The organism is Halomonas shantousis, assembly GCF_054654615.1.
The window spans coordinates 3,603,134-3,622,263 of record NZ_BAAIER010000002.1 but is presented as its reverse complement, the minus strand read 5'-3'; the positions used below and the strand labels follow the sequence as shown (position 1 = coordinate 3,622,263).

Annotated in this window: 20 protein-coding genes; 18 read left to right on the top strand and 2 right to left on the bottom strand. The window is 59.8% G+C overall.

The window, feature by feature from the left end; all coding sequences use genetic code 11:
• Positions 1–151 precede the first annotated feature (151 nt).
• The 16 genes from rplU (at position 152) to ACYQ12_RS17000 (ending at position 15,289) form a co-directional block, all read left to right on the top strand.
• On the top strand, positions 152–463 hold the full coding sequence (gene rplU, locus ACYQ12_RS17075; RefSeq protein ID WP_459874070.1) for a 50S ribosomal protein L21: 312 nt from the start codon (positions 152–154) through the stop codon (positions 461–463).
• A gap of 35 nt (positions 464–498) precedes the next feature.
• Positions 499–756 (top strand): 50S ribosomal protein L27, encoded by a 258-nt coding sequence (gene rpmA / locus ACYQ12_RS17070; protein WP_459874068.1) that lies wholly within the window; start codon positions 499–501, stop codon positions 754–756.
• Positions 757–866: 110 nt separating this feature from the next.
• A complete protein-coding gene (gene cgtA / locus ACYQ12_RS17065) occupies positions 867–2,048 on the top strand; it encodes an Obg family GTPase CgtA (RefSeq protein ID WP_459874066.1) in 1,182 nt (393 codons plus the stop codon).
• Between the two features lie 75 nt (positions 2,049–2,123).
• Positions 2,124–3,263: a glutamate 5-kinase gene (gene proB / locus ACYQ12_RS17060; RefSeq protein WP_459874064.1), complete on the top strand. Its 1,140-nt coding sequence runs from the start codon at positions 2,124–2,126 to the stop codon at positions 3,261–3,263.
• A gap of 229 nt (positions 3,264–3,492) precedes the next feature.
• Complete coding sequence (rpsT, locus tag ACYQ12_RS17055) at positions 3,493–3,759, top strand: 30S ribosomal protein S20 (RefSeq protein WP_459874062.1); 267 nt, start codon at positions 3,493–3,495, stop codon at positions 3,757–3,759.
• A 260-nt stretch (positions 3,760–4,019) separates the two neighbouring features.
• On the top strand, positions 4,020–5,516 hold the full coding sequence (murJ, locus tag ACYQ12_RS17050) for a murein biosynthesis integral membrane protein MurJ (protein WP_459874548.1): 1,497 nt from the start codon (positions 4,020–4,022) through the stop codon (positions 5,514–5,516).
• A 75-nt stretch (positions 5,517–5,591) separates the two neighbouring features.
• Positions 5,592–6,668, top strand: a complete 1,077-nt coding sequence (ribF, locus tag ACYQ12_RS17045; protein WP_459874060.1) for a bifunctional riboflavin kinase/FAD synthetase — start codon at positions 5,592–5,594, stop codon at positions 6,666–6,668.
• Positions 6,665–9,511: an isoleucine--tRNA ligase gene (gene ileS / locus ACYQ12_RS17040; RefSeq protein ID WP_459874058.1), complete on the top strand. Its 2,847-nt coding sequence runs from the start codon at positions 6,665–6,667 to the stop codon at positions 9,509–9,511. Before ribF ends, ileS begins: the two co-directional genes overlap by 4 nt.
• On the top strand, positions 9,504–10,007 hold the full coding sequence (gene lspA / locus ACYQ12_RS17035) for a signal peptidase II (protein ID WP_459874056.1): 504 nt from the start codon (positions 9,504–9,506) through the stop codon (positions 10,005–10,007). Before ileS ends, lspA begins: the two co-directional genes overlap by 8 nt.
• A 46-nt stretch (positions 10,008–10,053) precedes the next feature.
• Complete coding sequence (fkpB, locus tag ACYQ12_RS17030; protein WP_459874054.1) at positions 10,054–10,500, top strand: FKBP-type peptidyl-prolyl cis-trans isomerase; 447 nt, start codon at positions 10,054–10,056, stop codon at positions 10,498–10,500.
• A gap of 64 nt (positions 10,501–10,564) precedes the next feature.
• Entirely contained in the window at positions 10,565–11,518 is a 954-nt protein-coding gene (gene ispH / locus ACYQ12_RS17025; RefSeq protein ID WP_459874052.1) for a 4-hydroxy-3-methylbut-2-enyl diphosphate reductase, read from the top strand.
• Positions 11,519–11,652: 134 nt separating this feature from the next.
• Positions 11,653–12,048 carry a type IV pilin protein gene (locus ACYQ12_RS17020; RefSeq protein WP_459874050.1) on the top strand — a complete coding sequence of 132 codons (396 nt, stop codon included), beginning with the start codon at positions 11,653–11,655 and terminating at the stop codon, positions 12,046–12,048.
• A complete protein-coding gene (locus tag ACYQ12_RS17015; protein WP_459874048.1) occupies positions 12,035–12,493 on the top strand; it encodes a pilus assembly FimT family protein in 459 nt (152 codons plus the stop codon). The genes ACYQ12_RS17020 and ACYQ12_RS17015 overlap by 14 nt, the downstream gene beginning before the upstream one ends.
• On the top strand, positions 12,486–12,935 hold the full coding sequence (pilV, locus tag ACYQ12_RS17010; protein ID WP_459874046.1) for a type IV pilus modification protein PilV: 450 nt from the start codon (positions 12,486–12,488) through the stop codon (positions 12,933–12,935). The genes ACYQ12_RS17015 and pilV overlap by 8 nt, the downstream gene beginning before the upstream one ends.
• The gene (locus ACYQ12_RS17005) at positions 12,935–13,498 is read left to right on the top strand and encodes a PilW family protein (protein WP_459874044.1); all 564 of its coding nucleotides are present in this window, start codon (positions 12,935–12,937) and stop codon (positions 13,496–13,498) included. Before pilV ends, ACYQ12_RS17005 begins: the two co-directional genes overlap by 1 nt.
• A 9-nt stretch (positions 13,499–13,507) precedes the next feature.
• On the top strand, positions 13,508–15,289 hold the full coding sequence (locus tag ACYQ12_RS17000) for a DUF7305 domain-containing protein (protein WP_459874042.1): 1,782 nt from the start codon (positions 13,508–13,510) through the stop codon (positions 15,287–15,289).
• A gap of 52 nt (positions 15,290–15,341) precedes the next feature.
• On the opposite strand, the gene ACYQ12_RS16995 is transcribed toward ACYQ12_RS17000, so the two are convergent.
• Positions 15,342–15,878 (bottom strand): GspH/FimT family pseudopilin, encoded by a 537-nt coding sequence (locus ACYQ12_RS16995; protein ID WP_459874040.1) that lies wholly within the window; start codon positions 15,876–15,878, stop codon positions 15,342–15,344.
• An 89-nt stretch (positions 15,879–15,967) separates the two neighbouring features.
• Here ACYQ12_RS16995 and thiO point away from each other — a divergent pair, with 89 nt between their 5' ends.
• Positions 15,968–17,047: a glycine oxidase ThiO gene (thiO, locus tag ACYQ12_RS16990; protein WP_459874547.1), complete on the top strand. Its 1,080-nt coding sequence runs from the start codon at positions 15,968–15,970 to the stop codon at positions 17,045–17,047.
• 18 nt (positions 17,048–17,065) lie between these two features.
• Here thiO and ACYQ12_RS16985 read toward each other — a convergent pair whose 3' ends face one another.
• Entirely contained in the window at positions 17,066–17,341 is a 276-nt protein-coding gene (locus tag ACYQ12_RS16985) for a PP0621 family protein (RefSeq protein WP_459874038.1), read from the bottom strand.
• 122 nt (positions 17,342–17,463) lie between these two features.
• Here ACYQ12_RS16985 and ACYQ12_RS16980 point away from each other — a divergent pair, with 122 nt between their 5' ends.
• The gene (locus ACYQ12_RS16980) at positions 17,464–19,095 is read left to right on the top strand and encodes an NAD+ synthase (protein ID WP_459874036.1); all 1,632 of its coding nucleotides are present in this window, start codon (positions 17,464–17,466) and stop codon (positions 19,093–19,095) included.
• Positions 19,096–19,130: the final 35 nt, after the last annotated feature.

Sequence of the window (19,130 nt, the reverse complement as noted above, 5' to 3'; positions counted from 1 at the left end):
ATTGAGTGGGTTGCCGCTTGCCCCGCAACACGGGGCGCGGTTATAATCCGCGACCCAACTCATCACGCTCCCTGTCAGATGGTGCCGGAAGGGGCGCCACTCGCAGCAGGTCGATGAAGAGCCCACCCCCGATGAGTGTCTGGAGAGTCATATGTACGCAGTAATCAAGAGTGGCGGCAAGCAGTACCGCGTCCAGGAAGGCCAGACCCTGAAGCTCGAGAAGCTCGAAGTGGCCACGGGCGAAGCGCTGGAATTCGACCAGGTCCTGCTGGTCGCCGATGGCGATGACGTCAAGGTCGGCGCACCGCTCGTCGACGGTGCCAAGGTTGCCGCCGAAGTGGTGTCCCACGGTCGCGGTGAGAAGGTGACGATCATCAAGTTCCGTCGCCGTAAGCACTCCATGCGTCGTCAGGGCCACCGTCAGTGGTTCACCGAAGTCAAGATCACCGGGATTTCCGCCTAAGCGGAACCATCCCCTGAAAGAGCGAGGTATTTGCAATGGCTCATAAGAAGGCAGCCGGTAGTTCCCGTAACGGTCGCGATTCAGAATCCAAGCGTCTGGGTGTCAAGTTGTTCGGCGGCCAGGCCGCGACTGCTGGCAACATCATCGTCCGCCAGCGCGGCACCCGCTTCCATGCCGGTACCGGCGTGGGCATCGGCAAGGATCACACCCTGTTCGCTCTGAATGACGGTGTCATCAAGTTCGAGACCAAGGGTCCCAAGAACCGCAAATTCGTGAGTGTCGTCTCTGCCTGAGGCGTACGCACGACAGCGGTGAAGGTCAGCCGAGAAGGCTAACCCGGAAAGCCCCGCCCAGGCGGGGCTTTCTCGTATCATGGCGGCTCTAGCCGTCGGGAGAATGACACATGCAGTTCGTCGACGAATCTTCGATCATCGTGGAAGCCGGCAATGGCGGCAGTGGTTGCCTGAGTTTTCGGCGTGAGAAATTCGTGCCCAAGGGCGGCCCCGACGGTGGTGACGGTGGCCATGGCGGGAGCGTCTACCTGATCGGTGACGAATCGCTCAATACGCTGATCGATTTCAAGTATCAGCGCTTCTACAAGGCGCAGAACGGTCAGCCGGGCCAGGGCCGCCAGATGAGCGGCAAGGCGGGAGAGGACCTGCACGTCAAGGTGCCGGTGGGCACCACCGTCATCGATGAGGACACGCTGGAGGTGATCGCTGACGTCACCGAGTCTGGTCAGGTCGTGCTGGTCGCCCAAGGCGGACGTCGCGGGCTGGGCAACGTGCACTTCAAATCCTCGACCAATCGGGCGCCACGGCGTACCACGTCGGGCACGCCCGGTGAGCGCCGCAACCTGCGTCTGGAGATGAAGGTCATGGCCGACGTGGGGCTGCTGGGAATGCCCAATGCCGGCAAGTCGACGCTGATTCGTGCCGTGTCGGCTGCCAAGCCCAAGGTGGCTAATTACCCCTTCACCACGCTGGTGCCCAATCTCGGCGTGGTCAAGCTGGGCACGCACCAGCACTTCGTGATGGCTGACGTGCCGGGGCTGATTGAGGGGGCTTCGGAAGGCGCCGGCCTGGGGTTGCGTTTCCTCAAGCATCTGACTCGGACCCGCCTGCTGCTGCACGTCGTCGATGTGGCGCCGTTCGATGAGTCCGACCCCGTCGATGTGGCCCAAGCGATCACCTATGAGCTCGAGCAGTTTTCGCACACCTTGGCCGAGCGGCCACGCTGGCTGGTGCTCAACAAGCTGGACCTGCTCCCCGAGGATGAGCGCGAGGCGCGGGCCGACGCCATCGTCGAGCGCCTGGGCTGGGAGGGGCCGGTGTTCCGCATCGCGGCGATCAGCGGCGAGGGAACCGACGCGCTGGTGCAGGCTGCCTATCGCTGGCTGACCGAGCAGCGCCAGTTGGAGAGCGAGGATGAAGCGGCTGCCGAGCGCGAGCGCGACATGCGTGAGCGCATGGAGGCCGAGGCAGTGGCGCGCGCCGAGGCGCGCCTGGGACGGCGGCGCAAGGATGACGACGACGATGATTTCGATGATGATGATTATGATGTTGAAGTCGAGTACGCCCCCTGAGATGCACTGAATTGGCAATGCTCACTCAGGGCTTGAAAGTGGGCGTCGATTGTCATCAAGGAGTCAGAAAGAGTCATGGCTAGCGATACACGGGCGCCGGGGCGCGAGGCGCTGAAACAGGCCCGGCGTATAGTGGTGAAGATCGGCAGTGCGCTGTTGACCAATGACGGTCGCGGGCTCGACGAGGCGGCGATTGCGGGCTGGGTCGAGCAGCTTGCCGCGCTGCATGCGCGTGGCGTGGAGGCGGTGCTGGTGTCGTCGGGCGCCGTGGCCGAAGGCATGGTACGCCTGGGCTGGCGCGTGCGGCCGTCGGCGGTGCATGAGCTGCAGGCCGCTGCCGCGGTGGGGCAGACTGGGCTCTCGCAGTGCTACGAACAGTTCTTCGCCCGACATGGCCTGCGCACCGCGCAAGTCCTGCTGACCCATGACGACCTGTCTGACCGCAAGCGCTATCTCAACGCGCGCTCGGCGCTGCGTACGCTCGTCGACCTGCGTGTCATCCCGGTGATCAACGAAAACGACACCGTGGTGACCGACGAGATTCGTTTCGGCGACAACGACACGCTCGGGGCCTTGGTGGCCAATCTGCTCGAGGCGGATGCGCTGGTCATCCTGACCGATCAGGAAGGCCTGTTCGATGCCGATCCGCGCCACAATCCCCACGCGCACCTGATCCATGAGGGACGGGCCGACGACCCGGCGCTGTCCGCCATGGCGGGCGGTGGGGGAGTGCTGGGGCGCGGCGGGATGGCCACCAAGATGCGTGCCGCCCGGCTGGCGGCGCGCTCGGGTGCCGTCACCGCGATTGCCAGCGGGCGCCAGCCGGATGTGTTGCTGCGTCTGGCCGAAGGGGAGCGCCTGGGCACGCTGCTGAGTCCTGAGCATGAGCCGCTGGCGGCGCGTAAGCGCTGGCTGGCCGGGCAGCTCCAGGTCCGCGGCACCCTGACACTGGATGCCGGCGCGGTGAACGTGCTGCGCAGCCATGGCTCGAGTCTGCTGCCCGTCGGCGTGAAGGCGGCCAGCGGCACCTTCAGGCGTGGCGACATGGTGGTCTGTGTCGACGAAAGCGGCGAGCGGGTCGCCAAAGGGCTGGTGAACTACGACAGCAGCGATACGCAGCGCATTCTCGGCAAACCCAGCCATCAGATCGAGGCCCTGCTGGGTTACATGGAGGCGCCCGAGCTGATCCATCGTGACAATCTGGTAGTGCTCTAATCGGCGGCGGGCTTCTGGCGACCGCGTGGGCTGTAGGCTGTAGCGGATGTGAGCTGTAGAAAGGGGCGGGACAGCATGATAGAATGCCGCATCCTCTCAGACATGGCCCGTTGAAGCTGTTGCTGAAAAGCGAGCAGCGATCATGGCCGATTGATCGGGCGGTAGGTCAAAGCCCGGTGAAATCAATCTTTTATCGAATATGACTGTCAAACACTCCAGGGAGTAGACGGTGGCGAATACCAAGCAGGCTCAGAAGCGCGCACGTCAGGCGGAACAGCGCCGCAAGCACAACGCAAGTCAGCGTTCCATGGTGCGCACCCACATCAAGCGTGTGATCAAGGCCATTCAGGGTGGCGATCACGCCGCGGCGATGAGCGAGTTCCAGGCGGCCCAGCCGGTCATCGACCGCATTGCCGACAAGGATGCGCTGTCCAAGAAAAAGGCGGCACGCATCAAGAGCCGTCTGAACAAGCGAATTAAAGCGCTGGCTGCCTAAGCCGGTCGCTGCGTGTGAAAAAACCGGCTTCGGCCGGTTTTTTTGTGGCCGTGGTCTGGTGATGTGTGGCAGATGGGCGTGACGGGACGGGGCAGTAGCCGTACAGGACGGTAGCCGTGACAAGGAGAGGCAGGGTGGCGAAAGAACCAGTCGGGAATGTGGCGCAAGAGACGCAGGACGATCTGGTTGCGGCCCGTGCCAGCCGGACTCCCGAGCCGCAGCGCAGCGGTCTGTTGCGCTCGGGGCTGATCGTGAGTGCCATGACGCTGGTGTCCCGGGTGCTGGGTTTGGCACGAGACATGGTGATTGCCGCGCTATTCGGCGCGGGCAGCGGTGCCGACGCCTTCTTTGTGGCCTTCAAGATCCCCAATTTCATGCGTCGGCTGTTTGCCGAGGGGGCCTTCAACCAGGCATTCGTGCCGGTGCTCTCCGAATACGCCACACGTCGTACCCGGGCCGAAGTCCGTGAATTGCTGGATGCGGTCTCCGGCAGCCTGGCGTTGGTTCTGGCGTTGATCACCGCGTTGGCGATCGTCATGGCGCCCTGGCTCGCTTGGCTATTCGCGCCGGGCTTTGGCGACGACGCGGGCAAGCTGGCGCTGACGGCTGAAATGCTGCAGTTGACCTTCCCCTATCTGCTGTTGATTTCGCTCACGGCCTTCTCGGGCAGTGTGCTCAACACCTGGAGCCGCTTTGCCGTCCCGGCCTTCACCCCGGTGCTGCTCAACATTTCCCTGATCGGGGCGGCGCTGTGGCTGACGCCATGGATGGAAACGCCCTCGCTGGCACTGGCCTGGGGCGTGCTGATCGCCGGGGCGGCGCAGTTGGCGTTTCAGGTGCCGTTTCTGGCCCGGCTGGGGCTGTTGCCGCGTCCCTGGCCGAACTTTCGGCATGCCGGGGTGCGTCGCATCCTGAAGCTGATGACGCCGGCACTGTTCGGCGTGTCGGTATCGCAGATCAACCTGCTGCTCGACACGGTGCTGGCCTCGTTCCTGGCCGCCGGGAGCGTGTCCTGGCTGTACTATTCGGATCGTCTGGTGGAACTGCCGCTGGGCGTGTTCGGCATCGCGATTGCGACCGTGATCCTGCCGGCCCTGTCGAAGCGCCACGCCGACAAGTCGCCCGAGCACTTCGCGCGCATGCTCGACTGGTCGCTGCGGGCCGTGCTGATCATCGGGCTGCCGGCGACCCTGGCGCTGGAGCTGCTGGCCGAGCCGCTGCTGATCAGTCTGTTCCATTATGGCGCGATGACCGATCGGGACATCACCATGGCGGCCATGAGCCTGCGGGCCTATGCTTCGGGGCTGCTCGCCTTCATGTTGATCAAGGTGCTGGCACCGGGGTACTTCGCGCGCCAGGACACGCGCACACCAGTGATCATCGGCATGGTGGCGATGGTGGCCAACATGGTCTTCAATCTGCTGCTGATCTGGCCGCTGGCGCATGCCGGGCTGGCTTTGGCCACGGCGCTGTCGGCTTATCTCAATGCCGGCTTGCTGGGGCGGGGCCTGCGCAAACAGAACGTGCTGCATTTCCAGCCGGGCTGGGGGCGCTTTGCCTGGCAACTGGTAAGCGGCTGTGTCGTGCTGGCGCTGGTGCTGTCATGGGCATCGCCGGACTGGCATACCTGGCTGGCATGGGGGGCGGGCAAGCGCGCACTGATGCTGGGCAGCCTGGTGCTGGGGGGAGCGGCGGCGTACTTTGCCTGGCTGGCGGCATGTGGCGTGCGGCTGCGCCATTTCCGCATGCAGAGTTGATGACGACCCCGGGGCGGCTGTCAGCACCAGTCCCCTTGGTTATAATCGGACCTTTTAACGAGCCGTGAATCGCGCATGGAACTGATCAGGGGACTGCACAATCTGCACCGGACGGACCGGGGCTGCGTCGCCACCATCGGCAATTTCGATGGAGTGCATCGTGGTCACCAGGCGATCCTGGACCAGCTCAAGGGCCGCGCTGCGGCGCTCGGGCTACCGGTGACGGTGGTGGTCTTCGAGCCACAGCCCCGGGAGTTCTTTGCCGGTGATCAGGCGCCGCCCCGCCTGACGCGGCTGCGCGACAAGGTCGAACTGCTGGCCGCCCATGGGGCCGAACGCATCCTGTGTCTGCCTTTCAATGAGGCACTGCGTGGCCTCACGGCACGCGAGTTCATTGATCGGGTGCTGGTCGAGGGGCTGGGCGTGCGGCATCTGGTGGTCGGTGACGATTTCCGCTTCGGCTGCGATCGTGCCGGCGACTTTACATTGCTGCGACAGGTCGGGGCCGAGTGCGGTTTCGGCGTGGAGCATACCCGGACCTTCACGCTTGATGACGAGCGTGTGTCCAGCACCCGCGTGCGCACGCTGCTTGCCAGCGGCAACTTCGCCCAGGCGGCGCGCATGCTGGGCCGACCCTATCGCCTGAGCGGGCGGGTCGTGCCGGATCGCCAGCTCGGACGAACTATCGGCGTACCCACCGCCAATCTTCCGCTGCCGCCGCGCCCCCTGGCGCTGCGCGGTGTCTATGCCGTGATGGTGGGCCTGCCTGACGGCCGCGAATGCCAGGGCGTGGCCAATATCGGCTGGCGTCCCACGGTGGGATCGTCACGCCCGGTACTCGAAGTGCATCTCTTCGACTTCGACGAGGATCTCTATGGTCAGCGTCTCGACGTGATGCCCTGTGCCCGATTGCGCGGCGAGATCGCCTTCGACGGCATCGAGGCGCTGAAGCGCCAGATCCATGCCGATCTGGCGCAGGCGCGTCGCTATTTTCGGTCCGCCTCCAACGAAGGCCCGATACGGTGCAGCGGCACCGTACTCTTTTGCTCCACCCTCCCGCTGGCCTCGGCGCCTCTGGCACCCGAGCCGATGAACACCGACTCCTCGGCAGGCCGCCAGGCCGCCGGGCGCGATGATGACGGATCCCAATGAGCGACTACAAGCATACTCTCAACCTGCCCGAAACCGACTTTCCCATGCGCGGCAACCTGCCCAAGCGGGAACCTGCTCGTATCGCCCGCTGGAACGAACTCGACCTCTATCAGCGCCTGCGCGAAGCGGGGCGGGGGCGCCAGACCTTTGTGCTGCACGACGGCCCTCCCTACGCCAACGGCAATATCCACATCGGGCACGCGGTCAACAAGATTCTCAAGGACATCATCGTCAAGTCGAAGACTCTGGCAGGTTTCGATGCGCCCTATGTGCCGGGCTGGGACTGCCACGGTCTGCCCATCGAGCACAAGGTGGAAACCACCTACGGCAAGCACCTGCCGGCCGACAAGGCGCGCGCGCTGTGCCGGGAGTATGCCGCCGAGCAGGTCGACGGGCAGCGTCAGGAGTTCATCCGCCTGGGCGTGGTCGGCGACTGGGAGCACCCCTACCGGACCATGGATTACGCCAACGAGGCGGGTGAGGTGCGGGCGCTGGCGGAGATGGTCAAGGGCGGCTTCGTGTTCAAGGGGCTCAAGCCGGTGAACTGGTGCTTCGACTGCGGCTCGGCGCTGGCCGAGGCCGAAGTCGAGTATGCCGACAAGAAGTCCGATGCCATCGACGTGGCCTTTCCCGTCGACGAGCCTCGGTCGCTGGCCGAGGCCTTCGGCCTGGATGGCCTGGCCAAGCCGGCCGCCATCGTGATCTGGACCACCACGCCGTGGACGATTCCCGCCAACCAGGCGCTGAACGTGCATCCCGAGGTCAGGTACGCGCTGGTCGACGTGGGTGAGCGTCTGCTGGTCCTGGCCGAGGAGCTGGTGGAGAGCAGCCTGCAGCGCTTCGGCCTGGAGGGTGAGGCCGTGGCGACGGCGCCGGGGGCAAGCCTTGAGCGTATCCGTTTTCGTCACCCGCTTTATGACCGAGTGTCACCGGTCTACCTCGCCGATTACGTCGAGACCGATGCCGGTACCGGCGTGGTGCACTCGGCACCGGCCTATGGCGTGGATGACTTCGTCACCTGCCGGGCCTACGGCATGGATTTCGAGGAGATCCTCAGCCCGGTACAGAGCAATGGCGTCTACGCCGACGACCTGCCGCTGTTCGGCGGACAGATGATCTGGAAGGCCGGCGCGGCGATCATACGCGAACTCGACGAGGCTGGCGCCTTGATGGCCCACGAGACCATCACGCACAGTTACATGCACTGCTGGCGCCACAAGACGCCGTTGATCTATCGCGCCACGGCGCAGTGGTTCGTGGGCATGGATCGTCAGCGCGAGGATGGCCGAACCCTGCGCGAGATCGCCCTGGAGGGCATCGAGGCGACCCAGTTCATCCCCGCCTGGGGCAAGGCGCGCCTGCATTCGATGATCGCCAATCGTCCCGACTGGTGCATCTCGCGCCAGCGCAACTGGGGCGTGCCGATTCCCTTCTTCCTGCACCGGGCGACAGGCGAGCTGCATCCGCGCACCGTGGAGTTGATGGAGGCGGTGGCAAGCCGTATCGAGCAGGAAGGCATCGATGCCTGGTTTCGTCTGGAACCCGCCGAGCTGCTGGGCGACGAGGCCGTCGACTACGAGAAGGTCACCGACACGCTCGATGTGTGGTTCGATTCCGGTACCACTCACTGGCATGTGCTGCGCGGCTCGCATGCGGCTGTCTTCGACCTTCCCGGGCAGGGCGAAGGGCCGGCTGCCGATCTCTATCTGGAAGGCTCCGACCAGCATCGCGGATGGTTCCACTCCTCGCTCCTGACCGGCTGTGCCATTGATGGCCACCCGCCGTACAAGGGGCTGCTGACCCACGGTTTTACCGTCGATGCCCAGGGACGCAAGATGTCCAAGTCGATGGGGAACGTGGTTGCGCCACAAGAGGTCATGGACAAGCTGGGTGCCGACATCCTGCGCCTGTGGGTCGCCTCCACCGACTATTCCGGCGAGATGGCGGTCTCCGACGAGATCCTCAAGCGTACCGCCGACGTCTACCGGCGCATTCGCAATACCTCGCGCTTCCTGCTGGCCAACCTGACCGGCTTCGACCCGGCCAGCCACGCTGTCGCCTTCGACGACATGCTGGCACTCGACCGCTGGGCAGTGGATCGTGCCGCGGTGCTCCAGGAGCGCATCGAGGCGGCTTATGCCGACTACCGTTTCCGCGATGTCTATCAGCAGGTCCACGACTTCTGCGCACGGGACATGGGCGGGTTCTACCTCGACATCATCAAGGACCGCCAGTACACCACCCAGGCCGACTCCCTGGCGCGGCGCAGCTGCCAGACCGCCCTCTACCACATCGTCGAGGCGCTGGCGCGCTGGGTGGCGCCGATTCTCTCGTTCACCGCCGAGGAGATCTACGAGCACATTCCGGGTGAGCGTGGCGAGAGCGTGTTGCTGGAAACCTATTACCAGCGGCTCGCCACCCTGCCGGAGACGGAACCGATGGGGCGTCAGTTCTGGGAGCGGGTGATGACGGTCAAGCAGGCAGTCAACAAGCAGCTCGAGGATGCGCGCAACGCCGGTATCATCAAGGGAGCGCTGGACAGTGAGGTGACGCTCTTCGTCAATGAGGAGCTGCATGACCTGCTGACGCGTCTCGAGGACGAGCTGCGCTTCGTGCTGATCACTTCCGAGGCGACGCTCAAGCCGCTGGAGGAAGCGGCCGATGCCAACGCCACCGACCTCGACGGCCTCAAGGTCGCGGTGCGCATGAGCCCCTACGAGAAGGATGAACGCAGCTGGGAGCGCCGCCCCGACGTGGGTACGCATCCCGAGCATCCGACCCTGTCGGCGCGGTCGATCGCCAACCTGCCGGATGGCCCGGGTGAAGAGCGTCGCTATGCCTGAGTCGCAGGCCAAACCGATGCCCCATCCGCTGCGCTGGCTTTGGCTCTCGGCGCTGGTGATCGCGCTCGATCTCGGCGCCAAGGCCTTGGCGAGTACCCAACTGACTTACGGCCGTCCGCTCGAGGTCCTGCCGGTGTTCAACCTGACGCTGCTGCACAATACCGGCGCGGCGTTCAGTTTCCTGGCCGAGCATGCCGGCTGGCAGCGCTGGCTGTTCGCCATCATCGCGATAGGGGCGAGTATCGGCCTGACGGTGTGGTTGTCGCGGCTCAAGGCCGATCAGCGGCTGACGGCAGTCTCCCTGGCGCTGGTCATCGGCGGTGCGTTGGGCAATCTCTACGACCGGCTGATGCACGGCTACGTCATCGACTTCCTGTCGTTTCACTGGAGCGGATATTACTTTGCCGCCTTCAATTTGGCGGATGCCGCGATCACCCTGGGTGCGATCGGCCTGATCCTCGAGTCGCTGCGCGATGCTCGCCGTTCGTCGCCGTGAACGCTAGGGTGTAAACAGACATTCATCGCCTCCAAGGAGACAAGACATGAGCGATTACCGTATCGACGATGGCATGGAGGTGACCCTGCATTTCACCGTCAAGCTCGAGGACGGCACCGTGGTTGATTCGACCCGCGACAAGGCGCCCGCGACGTTTCAGGTCGGTGACGGCAATCTGCCGCCGGGTTTCGAGGCCCCGCTCAAGGGGCTGACCGACGGCGACAGTGGCACCTACACCATCAGCCCCGAGCATGGTTTCGGCCAGCACAATCCGCAGAACATGCAGATATTGGGCCGCGAGAATTTCGGTGACGAGACACTCGAAGAGGGCATGGTGATGTCGTTCGCCGATCCAGCCGGTGGCGAGCTGCCCGGCGTGATCAAGTCATTCGATGAACGCAACGTCGAGGTGGACTTCAACCATCCGCTGGCAGGGCGTACCCTGATCTTCGAGGTCGAAATCATCGAGGTGCGTCCCGCCACCACGCACTAGGCGGCAGGGCCTTGCTTCCACGCCTGCCGATCCGGTATCCATTTCGCATTGACCGAGGTGAGTCATGCAAATCAAGCTGGCCAACCCGCGCGGCTTCTGCGCCGGTGTCGACCGCGCCATCGAAATCGTCAACCGGGCGCTGGACGTGTTCGGTCCTCCTATCTACGTACGTCACGAGGTCGTCCACAACCGTTTCGTGGTCGACACTCTGCGCAGTCGGGGAGCGATCTTCGTCGAGGAGCTTCACGAGGTGCCCGATGACGTTATCGTCATCTTCTCCGCGCATGGCGTGTCGCGTGCCGTGCAGCAGGAGGCCGAACGGCGCGGCCTGAAGGTGTTCGACGCCACCTGTCCGCTGGTCACCAAGGTGCATATGGAAGTGCTGCGGTACGCCCGGCGGGGTCAGGAGTGCATCCTGATCGGTCATGCCGGTCATCCCGAGGTGGAAGGTACCATGGGGCGCTATGACACATCTCATGGTGGCAGAATCTATCTCGTCGAGAATGAGGATGACGTGGCGCGACTCGAGGTGAACAACCCGGAGCAGCTCGCCTTCGTCACTCAGACCACGCTGTCCATGGACGATACCGCTAAGGTCATCGATGCCTTGCGCGACAAGTTTCCCGCCATCAACGGACCGCGCAAGGACGATATCTGCTATGCCACCCAGAACCGTCAGGATGCGGTGCGCCAGCTGGCCAGTGAGAGCGATCTGCTGCTGGTGGTCGGCAGTGTCAACAGCTCCAACTCCAATCGTCTGCGTGAACTGGCCGAGCGCATGGGCACTCCGGCCTATCTGATCGATGATGCTGCCCAGCTGCGCCCCGAATGGCTAGAAGGTATCAGCGCGATCGGCATCACCGCGGGCGCCAGCGCTCCCGAGGTTCTGGTCAAGGGCGTCATCGAGCGGCTGCAGAGTCTCGGCGCCAAGGCTCCCGAGGAACTCGCCGGACGCGAGGAAACCATTACCTTCTCCATGCCCAAGGAACTGCGGGAGCGTGTCATCGCGAGCGAGTGAGCGAGTGAGCGAGGCGGTGGGCGAGCAAGACGCAAAAAAGCCGGGAAGACCCCGGCTTTTTTGCGTCTTGGCTCTATAGAAAAGTTGTTTACTGATACATACTGAAACAAAACCATTCGATGGTGGAGGTTGTTGTGCGCCAAACGGGTTTTACCTTGATCGAGCTGATGATCGTCGTGGTGATTATCGCCATCTTGGCCACCATCGCCTATCCCAATTATACCCGCTACGTGCAGGAATCTCGGCGGACGGATGCCCAAGCCATGCTGATGGAAGTCGCCGGACGATTGGAACGGTGTTATACGTCATTAAATGATTATCAAGCATGTAATATCGACTTTCCAATAACATCGGAAGAGGGATTTTATCAAATTATTTCTTCCGATACAGAATCCACGGTTTCTACCTATAAATTGCTAGCAATACCTCAAGGTGCTCAGAAAGACGATATTTGCAGTAATTTTACGCTGGATAATAAGGGTGCCCGTGGGTTTACAGGTAGGGATGGTAGTGAAGATGAGTGCTGGTAATCGCGCTTGGCAGTCTGGTTTTACTTTAATAGAGACGCTTGTAATGCTGACTATGGTGGCCGTTCTGGTCATGATTGTCGTGCCGGGCTTCCAGCATCTAATGAAAAGCAATCGTGAAACATCCACGGAAATTGCTATCCGAAGTGGATTGAATATTGCCCGCAGCGAAGCTATCAAGCGCCGTACCACAGCATTATTAATAATGAATAAAGATGCTGCACTACAAGTGCAGACACAGAGTGAAATTCTGCGGCAGATCAATCTCGTCAGACAGGTTGCACTTACGCTTCCTGACGGAGCTATCATCTTCACTTCTTTAGGCCGCTTGGCTGTGGGTTCCGGAAATAAAATCTGTGCGGCATTTGAGGATGGAAACGGTCTGCGGTTCGAACTCTCCCAAGCGGGTGGTCTGACTGTTCAAAAAATGGGTGCCTGTGATGGGTAATCATCGTTATATCAAGATTTCCTGGCATGTAGCGGTACAAGGCTTCACATTGATAGAAGCACTAGTCGCGCTGCTTGTATTATCGGTTGGACTGTTAGGTATTGCGGGCATGCAGCTAAAGGCACTGCAGAGTGCGCATGCAGGTTACCAGCGTTCGATAGCCTCGTTGGCGGCCCAAGATGCAGTTGAGTTGTTATGGTCAAAGGTCGACTTTTCCAAAGATATATGCCCTGAAGCATCTATTATTACTGATGGTAAGATATGGGTGAATACGTGGGAAAAGTTTTTGCCGGGGCTTAATCCGAATCCGATACCCAACCCTCCTGCTAGCGATGAGAGTTGTATTTACACAATAGAGGTTAAGTGGGATGAGGGGCGCTTTGGAGAGGGCGAATCTACTAGCTTTAAATATGTCGCCCATCTTCCTAAAGGTGGAGTTTGATGAAAGTTAATAAACAAAAAGGCTTCACGCTGGTGGAGTTAATGGTTGCCCTAGTAGTTGGGCTGACTATCACCCTTGGCGCAGGAAAGGTTTTTCTGGTGGGATGGCATAACTTTCGGCAGACTGAGGCGCTGGGAGATAAGCAGGCAATATTGACGTTTGTCACTGATGCACTGCTTCGAGATATTAGGCGTGCTAAGAGCGTTAGTTATGATAATGAAAAAAGAGCCTTGAAATTAGAGATAATTAGACATGATGATAATATATGCTCGGATGATTTGTTTTTATATTATAGGCTCGGGAAAGAAATCAAGGGAGAGGGATGGAGTTTTGATTACGGGGAGCAGTGCGGGAATGGCTATAGTATAAATTGGAGCCCAGTTATAGTTGGGCTTTCTAGTAATGGTTTTCCGGAGCCTGAGGAGTTAAAAAAAGGAGTCTGGAAGATAGTATTGCGGCTGCAAACTAGTGCTGGTAACGGTCAAGACATAGAAGAATTTTCATTTCATGCTGTTAATCGGACGTTGGCAGTAACGCGGGGCAGCGACTCAAGTAATTATTAGGATATCTTAATGGAAAGACAGCGAGGTGCAGCGCTAATAATCGTACTGGTACTGCTAACGGTTTCTATAATGCTGGGGATTTCCAGCATGCAGTCATCTTTGATTGATGAGCGCATGGCGGGGAATTATCGGGAAAGTACACAAGCACAGATGGCTGCCGAGGCAGGTCTATCTGTTTTTAATGATGTGTTGCAGCAAAACTCTGTGCTAAAAGAGAACCTTGCATCTTGGGCCCATGAGGGCAGTGATAATGAGTTTTCTTTAGATGGTTTTCATTATAATAAGCTTTTGGATAAGCATTCGAGCCTTGAAATACTAAGAGTTATGAAGGTAAATGATCATCAATTTTTTGTAGAGAGCGAAGGAAGGAGCGGAGCTTATAAACAAGGTAAGAGAGAGACAAAGAGAGTAGCTGTTGCGTACTATAATGTGAGAGCCCGAGATGAGGGGGGGCTTTCTGGATATACTGCTTGTGAAAATTTGAACCTTAATATTGATCTAATAGATAGTTATGATTCTAGAGTGGGAAGCTATGGGGGAAGTAATGCTAGGCATAGCTTGGCAGATATTGGCGTAACATCACCCAAAGGTACTAACGTAAATATCACTCGAGGAGGAACGCAGATTTATGGAAATCTTGTTTCTAGAAGCGATATAGCAATTACTGGCGGAGGATCCAGTATTACCGGTAATGTGCAAGCCAATGGAAACGTGAGTGTATCGGGGTCTAGTTCTATCTCAGGAAACATTGTTTCGGGTGGAAGTGTGAGACTAAACCAATCTAATGTAGGTGGAGATATCGTTTCGGTAGGTGATATCACAATGGAAGGTTGGGGGGCAACAGTAAACGGAAATGTAACATCGGGAGAAAATTTATATACAGGTGAAGGCGGCTTAGTAAAAGGTAATGCTGCAGTTGCAGGTAGCGTTAATACAGCAGGATGGGATAAGCGTATATACGGGTTGGCTCAGGCTAAAGAGTTTATAAGTGCAGGGGGTGGGGGGGTAGACAGGCAAGTTCCTAACAGGGAATTAGCTTCAATCAGTCCTGTGGATGTTGATAAGTTGGAGTCACAAGATTGTGATTTTGTTAATTTAAAAGAAGCTATGCTAGGCTTAAGTACGGTTCAATCTTCTAATGATTTGATAGTAAATAACGGCAAAGAGTATAAGATACACCCTGGCATGAATGGTAGTGTGGTCTCAAATGATAATTTTGTATTCATGGGCGAAGAAAGCTCCGTAATACGGCTTAGTTCTCTGAGTGTAGGGGGAGGGGCGTATTTCGAAGTGAACGGTGGTAAGCCAATAGTGTTGTTCATTGATGGTGATGTAGATATAGGTGATGGTGCTACTTTTAAAGTGAGCGGAAAGGGTACTAGCCTTAAGATTGTTACGAATGGCAGGTTTAAACAAAGTCTGGACAGGAATAAGTTTATTATAGATGTTTCTACAAGTTCGGGCTCCAATGTAGTAGATGATAGCAATTCCCCAGTTCTTTCTCTTTATACCACCAAGGATGTTGATATTTCTGGTGATGCAAAATTTTATGGGGCTATATATGCGCCTTACTCAGAGGTAAGGGTTCAGGCGGGAGGTGGGTTTTATGGCGCTATGCATGCTAAAAGCTTAAATGTTTCCGGAGGAGGTGGTGCGCATTTTGATGAAGCTTTGTTGGAGGATAAGGTTGATGGGGGTGGTAAAGATAGAGGCGTTGAAGTAAGTATTGCTGGTTATTGTTATCCTGAATATGATCATGAGTGTGCCGGATTGAGTGATGAATCTTTATAGATGGCCGGGTTTTACGGTCAAATTAATTGGTCAATATTTATCTTTTAGTTTTTTAACAATCGTTTGGGCCTTTATCTATAGAGCGCACCCGGCCAAAGTTGCTCACGATGATCTTCGCTCCCTCTCCATGCGGGCCGCAGATACGAAAAGTGCCGTTGTGCCCTGATGCACGTCCCAAAACATTATAGCTGACTGGTTGGTTATCGTTGCGGTAGGTTAGCTTGCTAGCAAGGCTAGAACCAAAAGTACGTAATAAAACATCTCCGACCTCGCCCTTCCCTTCAAACAAGGTCAATGGCGCAAGCCAATCATCTCCCGCTGCATTGTCATTGATAGTGCAACTTTTTTGATTAGAGCTTGGGCAGACAGTTATTATCATGTGTCTTGTAATGGCAGCATTTCGTGCCATAGCCAATGCTGTTCTGATCCGCATCATCTCGGCCGCCACTCGGTTGCGGGCAGTGAAGGACTGAAAACCGGGCACCGCCCAGGTCGCCATGACCGCAACCAGACTAATCGCCACTAGGAGCTCGATCAGGGTGAAGCCTTTGACGTTACGTATCTGGCAAGAATTCCCGTAATCTTTCACACCAGAGGCTCCTGAGCTGGGTTAAATCAATATTTTCTAATTTACTTTTAGTAACATACCATTCCTCAAGTGAAAAGATGGAATATGCTGTGAACGACTTCCTGATTATCGGCGGCGGCGTCATCGGTATGATGACGGCGCTGCAACTGGCCGATGCCGGCCACAAGGTGACGCTGCTGGAGCGTGGCCAGTGCGGGCGAGAGGCGTCCTGGGCGGGCGGTGGCATCGTGTCGCCACTCTACCCGTGGCGCTACAGCGCGCCGATCTCGGCACTCTCCTCCTGGTCGGAGGGGTTCTATCCGGAGCTGGCGCTACGGCTGCTGGAGGAGACGGGCATCGATCCGGAGTACCGTCAGAAAGGGTTGTTGTATCTGCGCGTCGACGACGAGGCGTTAGCGCTTGAGTGGGCCCGCAAGGTGGGCAAGCCGCTGGAGCGGGTCGACGCCGATTTCCTGTATACCAAGGAGCCCAACGCGGCGCCGGGCTTCGACACTGCCCTGTGGATGCCGACGCTGGGTAGCATCCGTAACCCACGCCTGGGCAAGGCGTTGCGGGCCCGCTTGCAGGCCATGCCGCAAGTCGAATTGCGCGAAGGGGTCGAGGTGACGGGGCTGCGCGCCGCCAACGGGCGCATCGAAGGTGTCGAGACACGGGAGGGCCCGGTCGCGGCGGAGCGCATCATCGTCTGCGGAGGGGCCTGGGCGCGTGAGCTGCTGGCAAGTGTCGAGGTGGAGTTGCCGGTACGGCCGGTACGCGGTCAGATGATTCTGTTCAAGGCTCCCCCGGGGCTGGTGGAGCGCGTCGTGTTGATGGATGGACGCTACGTGATTCCGCGGAGTGACGGGCGGGTCGTGGCGGGCTCGACCCTCGAGGAAGTGGGTTTCGACAAGGCCACTACCGATGAGGCCAGGACGTCGCTGTACGAAAGCGCGATCCGTATCGTGCCGGCTCTGGCCGACTGCGAGGTGGAGCATCACTGGGCGGGGCTGCGCCCTGGCTCACCGGATGGCGTGCCGATGATCGGCGCCGTGACCGGCATCGATGGGCTGTACGTCAATGCAGGGCATTATCGCAACGGCTTGGTGTTGGCGCCGGCCTCGACCCGGTTGCTGGTCGACCAGCTACTGGGGCGCGAGCCGATTCTCGATCCGGCGCCTTACCGGCTCTGAAATTTCATGGAACATGATTCAGCGCTCGCTATCGTTCTCGCGCGCCGGGCCGTGCTCCAGGAAGCGGGCCCGATGCTCGCGGCAGCAGAAGGTCAGTGCCTCATGGTGGATCGACTCACTCTCGGGTAGGTGCAGGCGACAGTAGGCGCAGCGAACCATGCGCTCGCTGGTCGGCGGCGAATCGCGGTCGAGCCCTTCGCGGTCGGCTTGCCATTCGCGGTACATGCGATAGAGCTTGAGCCCAGCCCAGAACAGCAGCACGAAAATGATCAGGCGAATGATCAAGAGGTTCATCCTTTCGACTCCCGGTGGCGGTCGGCGGCATTTTGCCTCGATCGCGACCTTGCGGGACAATGAGATTAAAGGGGCAGTGTATAGGCCCCGTGTCGCTCAGCCAATCGAGAGAATTCCCGCCCATGCAAGACCTGACTCTGGTAATGGCCCAGCTCGACCCGCTGGTCGGGGACATTCCCGGCAATACCGAACGTGCCATCGAAGTGGTGCGTGAGGCGTGCATCGAGCACAAGGCCGATGTCGTCGTGCTGCCCGAACTGTTCCTGACCGGCTATCCGCCCGAGGACCTGCTGCTGCGCGAGTCGATGGAGTCTCGCCTGGCTGCGGCTCGCGAACGCCTGGCACAGAAGATCAATCGCGAGGTGATGGTCATCGTCGGCTATCCCGGCCGCCGTGACGGAGCGCTCTACAACCTTGCCGGTGTCCTGCACAACGGCAAGTGGATCGGCGAATATGCCAAGCAGGCGCTGCCCAACTATCTGGTCTTCGACGAACGCCGCTACTTCACTGCCGGCAATGCGCCGCTGGTTGTCGAGCACAAGGGGGCCCGGCTCGGGGTGCTGGTCTGCGAGGATCTCTGGGATGGCGCTCCGGTACGCCAGGTTGCCGAAGCGGGAGCCGATATTCTGATCACGCTCAACGCCTCGCCTTATCACCAGGACAAATCGGCCGAGCGAGAAAGGCTGTTTGCCGAGCGCGTCCGTGAGGTGGGTCGGCCTCTGGTGTACGTCAACCAGATCGGCGGTCAGGACGAACTGGTCTTCGATGGCGGCTCGCTGGCCCTCGACAATCGGGGCGAAGTCTGCGTACGTGCACCGTCCTGGCAGGTGGGGCTGATGCCGGTGCACTTCGTCAACAACGCGGGGCTATGGCAGCCCCAGACCGGCGAGCGCGAGCCGCTGCTGGATGTCGAGGAGAGTCTGTACTGCGCCTTGGTTACGGGACTGCGCGATTATGTCAACAAAAGCGGCTTTCAGGGTGTGGTGCTGGGGCTCTCGGGGGGGATCGACTCCTCGCTGTCACTGGCCATCGCCGTGGACGCTCTGGGCGCGGACCGTGTGCACGCGGTGATGATGCCGTACCACTACACGGCGGAGATTTCGAAGGAGGATGCCGCCGAGCAGGCCCGGCTGCTCGGCGTGCATTACGAGGTGATGCCGATCGCGCCGATGGTCGAGGCCTTCACCGAGACACTGGCGGAGAGCTTCGCCGGCACCGAGCGCGACACCACCGAGGAGAATCTGCAGTCACGCTGTCGCGGTGTGCTGCTGATGGCAATCTCCAACAAGAAAGGCCTGATGGTGCTGACCACCGGCAACAAGAGCGAGATGGCGGTAGGTTATGCCACGCTCTACGGTGACATGGTGGGTGGCTACAATGCGTTGAAGGATGTCTACAAGACATGGGTCTATCGGCTGGCGCGGTGGCGCAATGCCCAGGAACCGGCAATCCCCGAGCGGGTCATTACCCGCCCGCCCTCCGCCGAGCTGGCGGCCGATCAGCAGGACAGCGACTCCCTGCCCGACTATGACACCCTGGACGCGATTCTCGAGCGCTACATCGAAGGCGACATGAGTGCCGAGGCGATCATCGAGGCCGGTTTCTCTGCCGAGGATGTCTATCGGGTCGTGAAACTGGTGGACCGTACCGAATACAAGCGCCGTCAGGCGCCGGTCGGTGTCAGGGTATCGCAGCGTGGCTTCGGCCGTGATCGGCGTTATCCCATCGTCAATGGCTGGCAGCCGGGCGACTGAGCCGCCAGGTGCACCGGGCCTCGCTTGACGGGGCC

What these genes read in the sequence shown, in the direction of transcription:
- ACYQ12_RS16980 (WP_459874036.1), top strand. Translation starts at nt 17,464, where the DNA reads ATGCAAGACCTGACTCTGGTAATGGCCCAGCTCGACCCGCTGGTCGGG.
- ribF (WP_459874060.1), top strand. Translation starts at nt 5,592, where the DNA reads ATGGAACTGATCAGGGGACTGCACAATCTGCACCGGACGGACCGGGGC.
- rpmA (WP_459874068.1), top strand. Translation starts at nt 499, where the DNA reads ATGGCTCATAAGAAGGCAGCCGGTAGTTCCCGTAACGGTCGCGATTCA.
- ACYQ12_RS17000 (WP_459874042.1), top strand. Translation starts at nt 13,508, where the DNA reads ATGGAAAGACAGCGAGGTGCAGCGCTAATAATCGTACTGGTACTGCTA.
- cgtA (WP_459874066.1), top strand. Translation starts at nt 867, where the DNA reads ATGCAGTTCGTCGACGAATCTTCGATCATCGTGGAAGCCGGCAATGGC.
- lspA (WP_459874056.1), top strand. Translation starts at nt 9,504, where the DNA reads ATGCCTGAGTCGCAGGCCAAACCGATGCCCCATCCGCTGCGCTGGCTT.
- ACYQ12_RS17005 (WP_459874044.1), top strand. Translation starts at nt 12,935, where the DNA reads ATGAAAGTTAATAAACAAAAAGGCTTCACGCTGGTGGAGTTAATGGTT.
- ACYQ12_RS17015 (WP_459874048.1), top strand. Translation starts at nt 12,035, where the DNA reads ATGAGTGCTGGTAATCGCGCTTGGCAGTCTGGTTTTACTTTAATAGAG.
- rplU (WP_459874070.1), top strand. Translation starts at nt 152, where the DNA reads ATGTACGCAGTAATCAAGAGTGGCGGCAAGCAGTACCGCGTCCAGGAA.
- fkpB (WP_459874054.1), top strand. Translation starts at nt 10,054, where the DNA reads ATGAGCGATTACCGTATCGACGATGGCATGGAGGTGACCCTGCATTTC.
- ileS (WP_459874058.1), top strand. Translation starts at nt 6,665, where the DNA reads ATGAGCGACTACAAGCATACTCTCAACCTGCCCGAAACCGACTTTCCC.
- pilV (WP_459874046.1), top strand. Translation starts at nt 12,486, where the DNA reads ATGGGTAATCATCGTTATATCAAGATTTCCTGGCATGTAGCGGTACAA.
- ispH (WP_459874052.1), top strand. Translation starts at nt 10,565, where the DNA reads ATGCAAATCAAGCTGGCCAACCCGCGCGGCTTCTGCGCCGGTGTCGAC.
- murJ (WP_459874548.1), top strand. Translation starts at nt 4,020, where the DNA reads ATGACGCTGGTGTCCCGGGTGCTGGGTTTGGCACGAGACATGGTGATT.
- ACYQ12_RS16985 (WP_459874038.1), bottom strand. Translation starts at nt 17,341, where the DNA reads ATGAACCTCTTGATCATTCGCCTGATCATTTTCGTGCTGCTGTTCTGG.
- proB (WP_459874064.1), top strand. Translation starts at nt 2,124, where the DNA reads ATGGCTAGCGATACACGGGCGCCGGGGCGCGAGGCGCTGAAACAGGCC.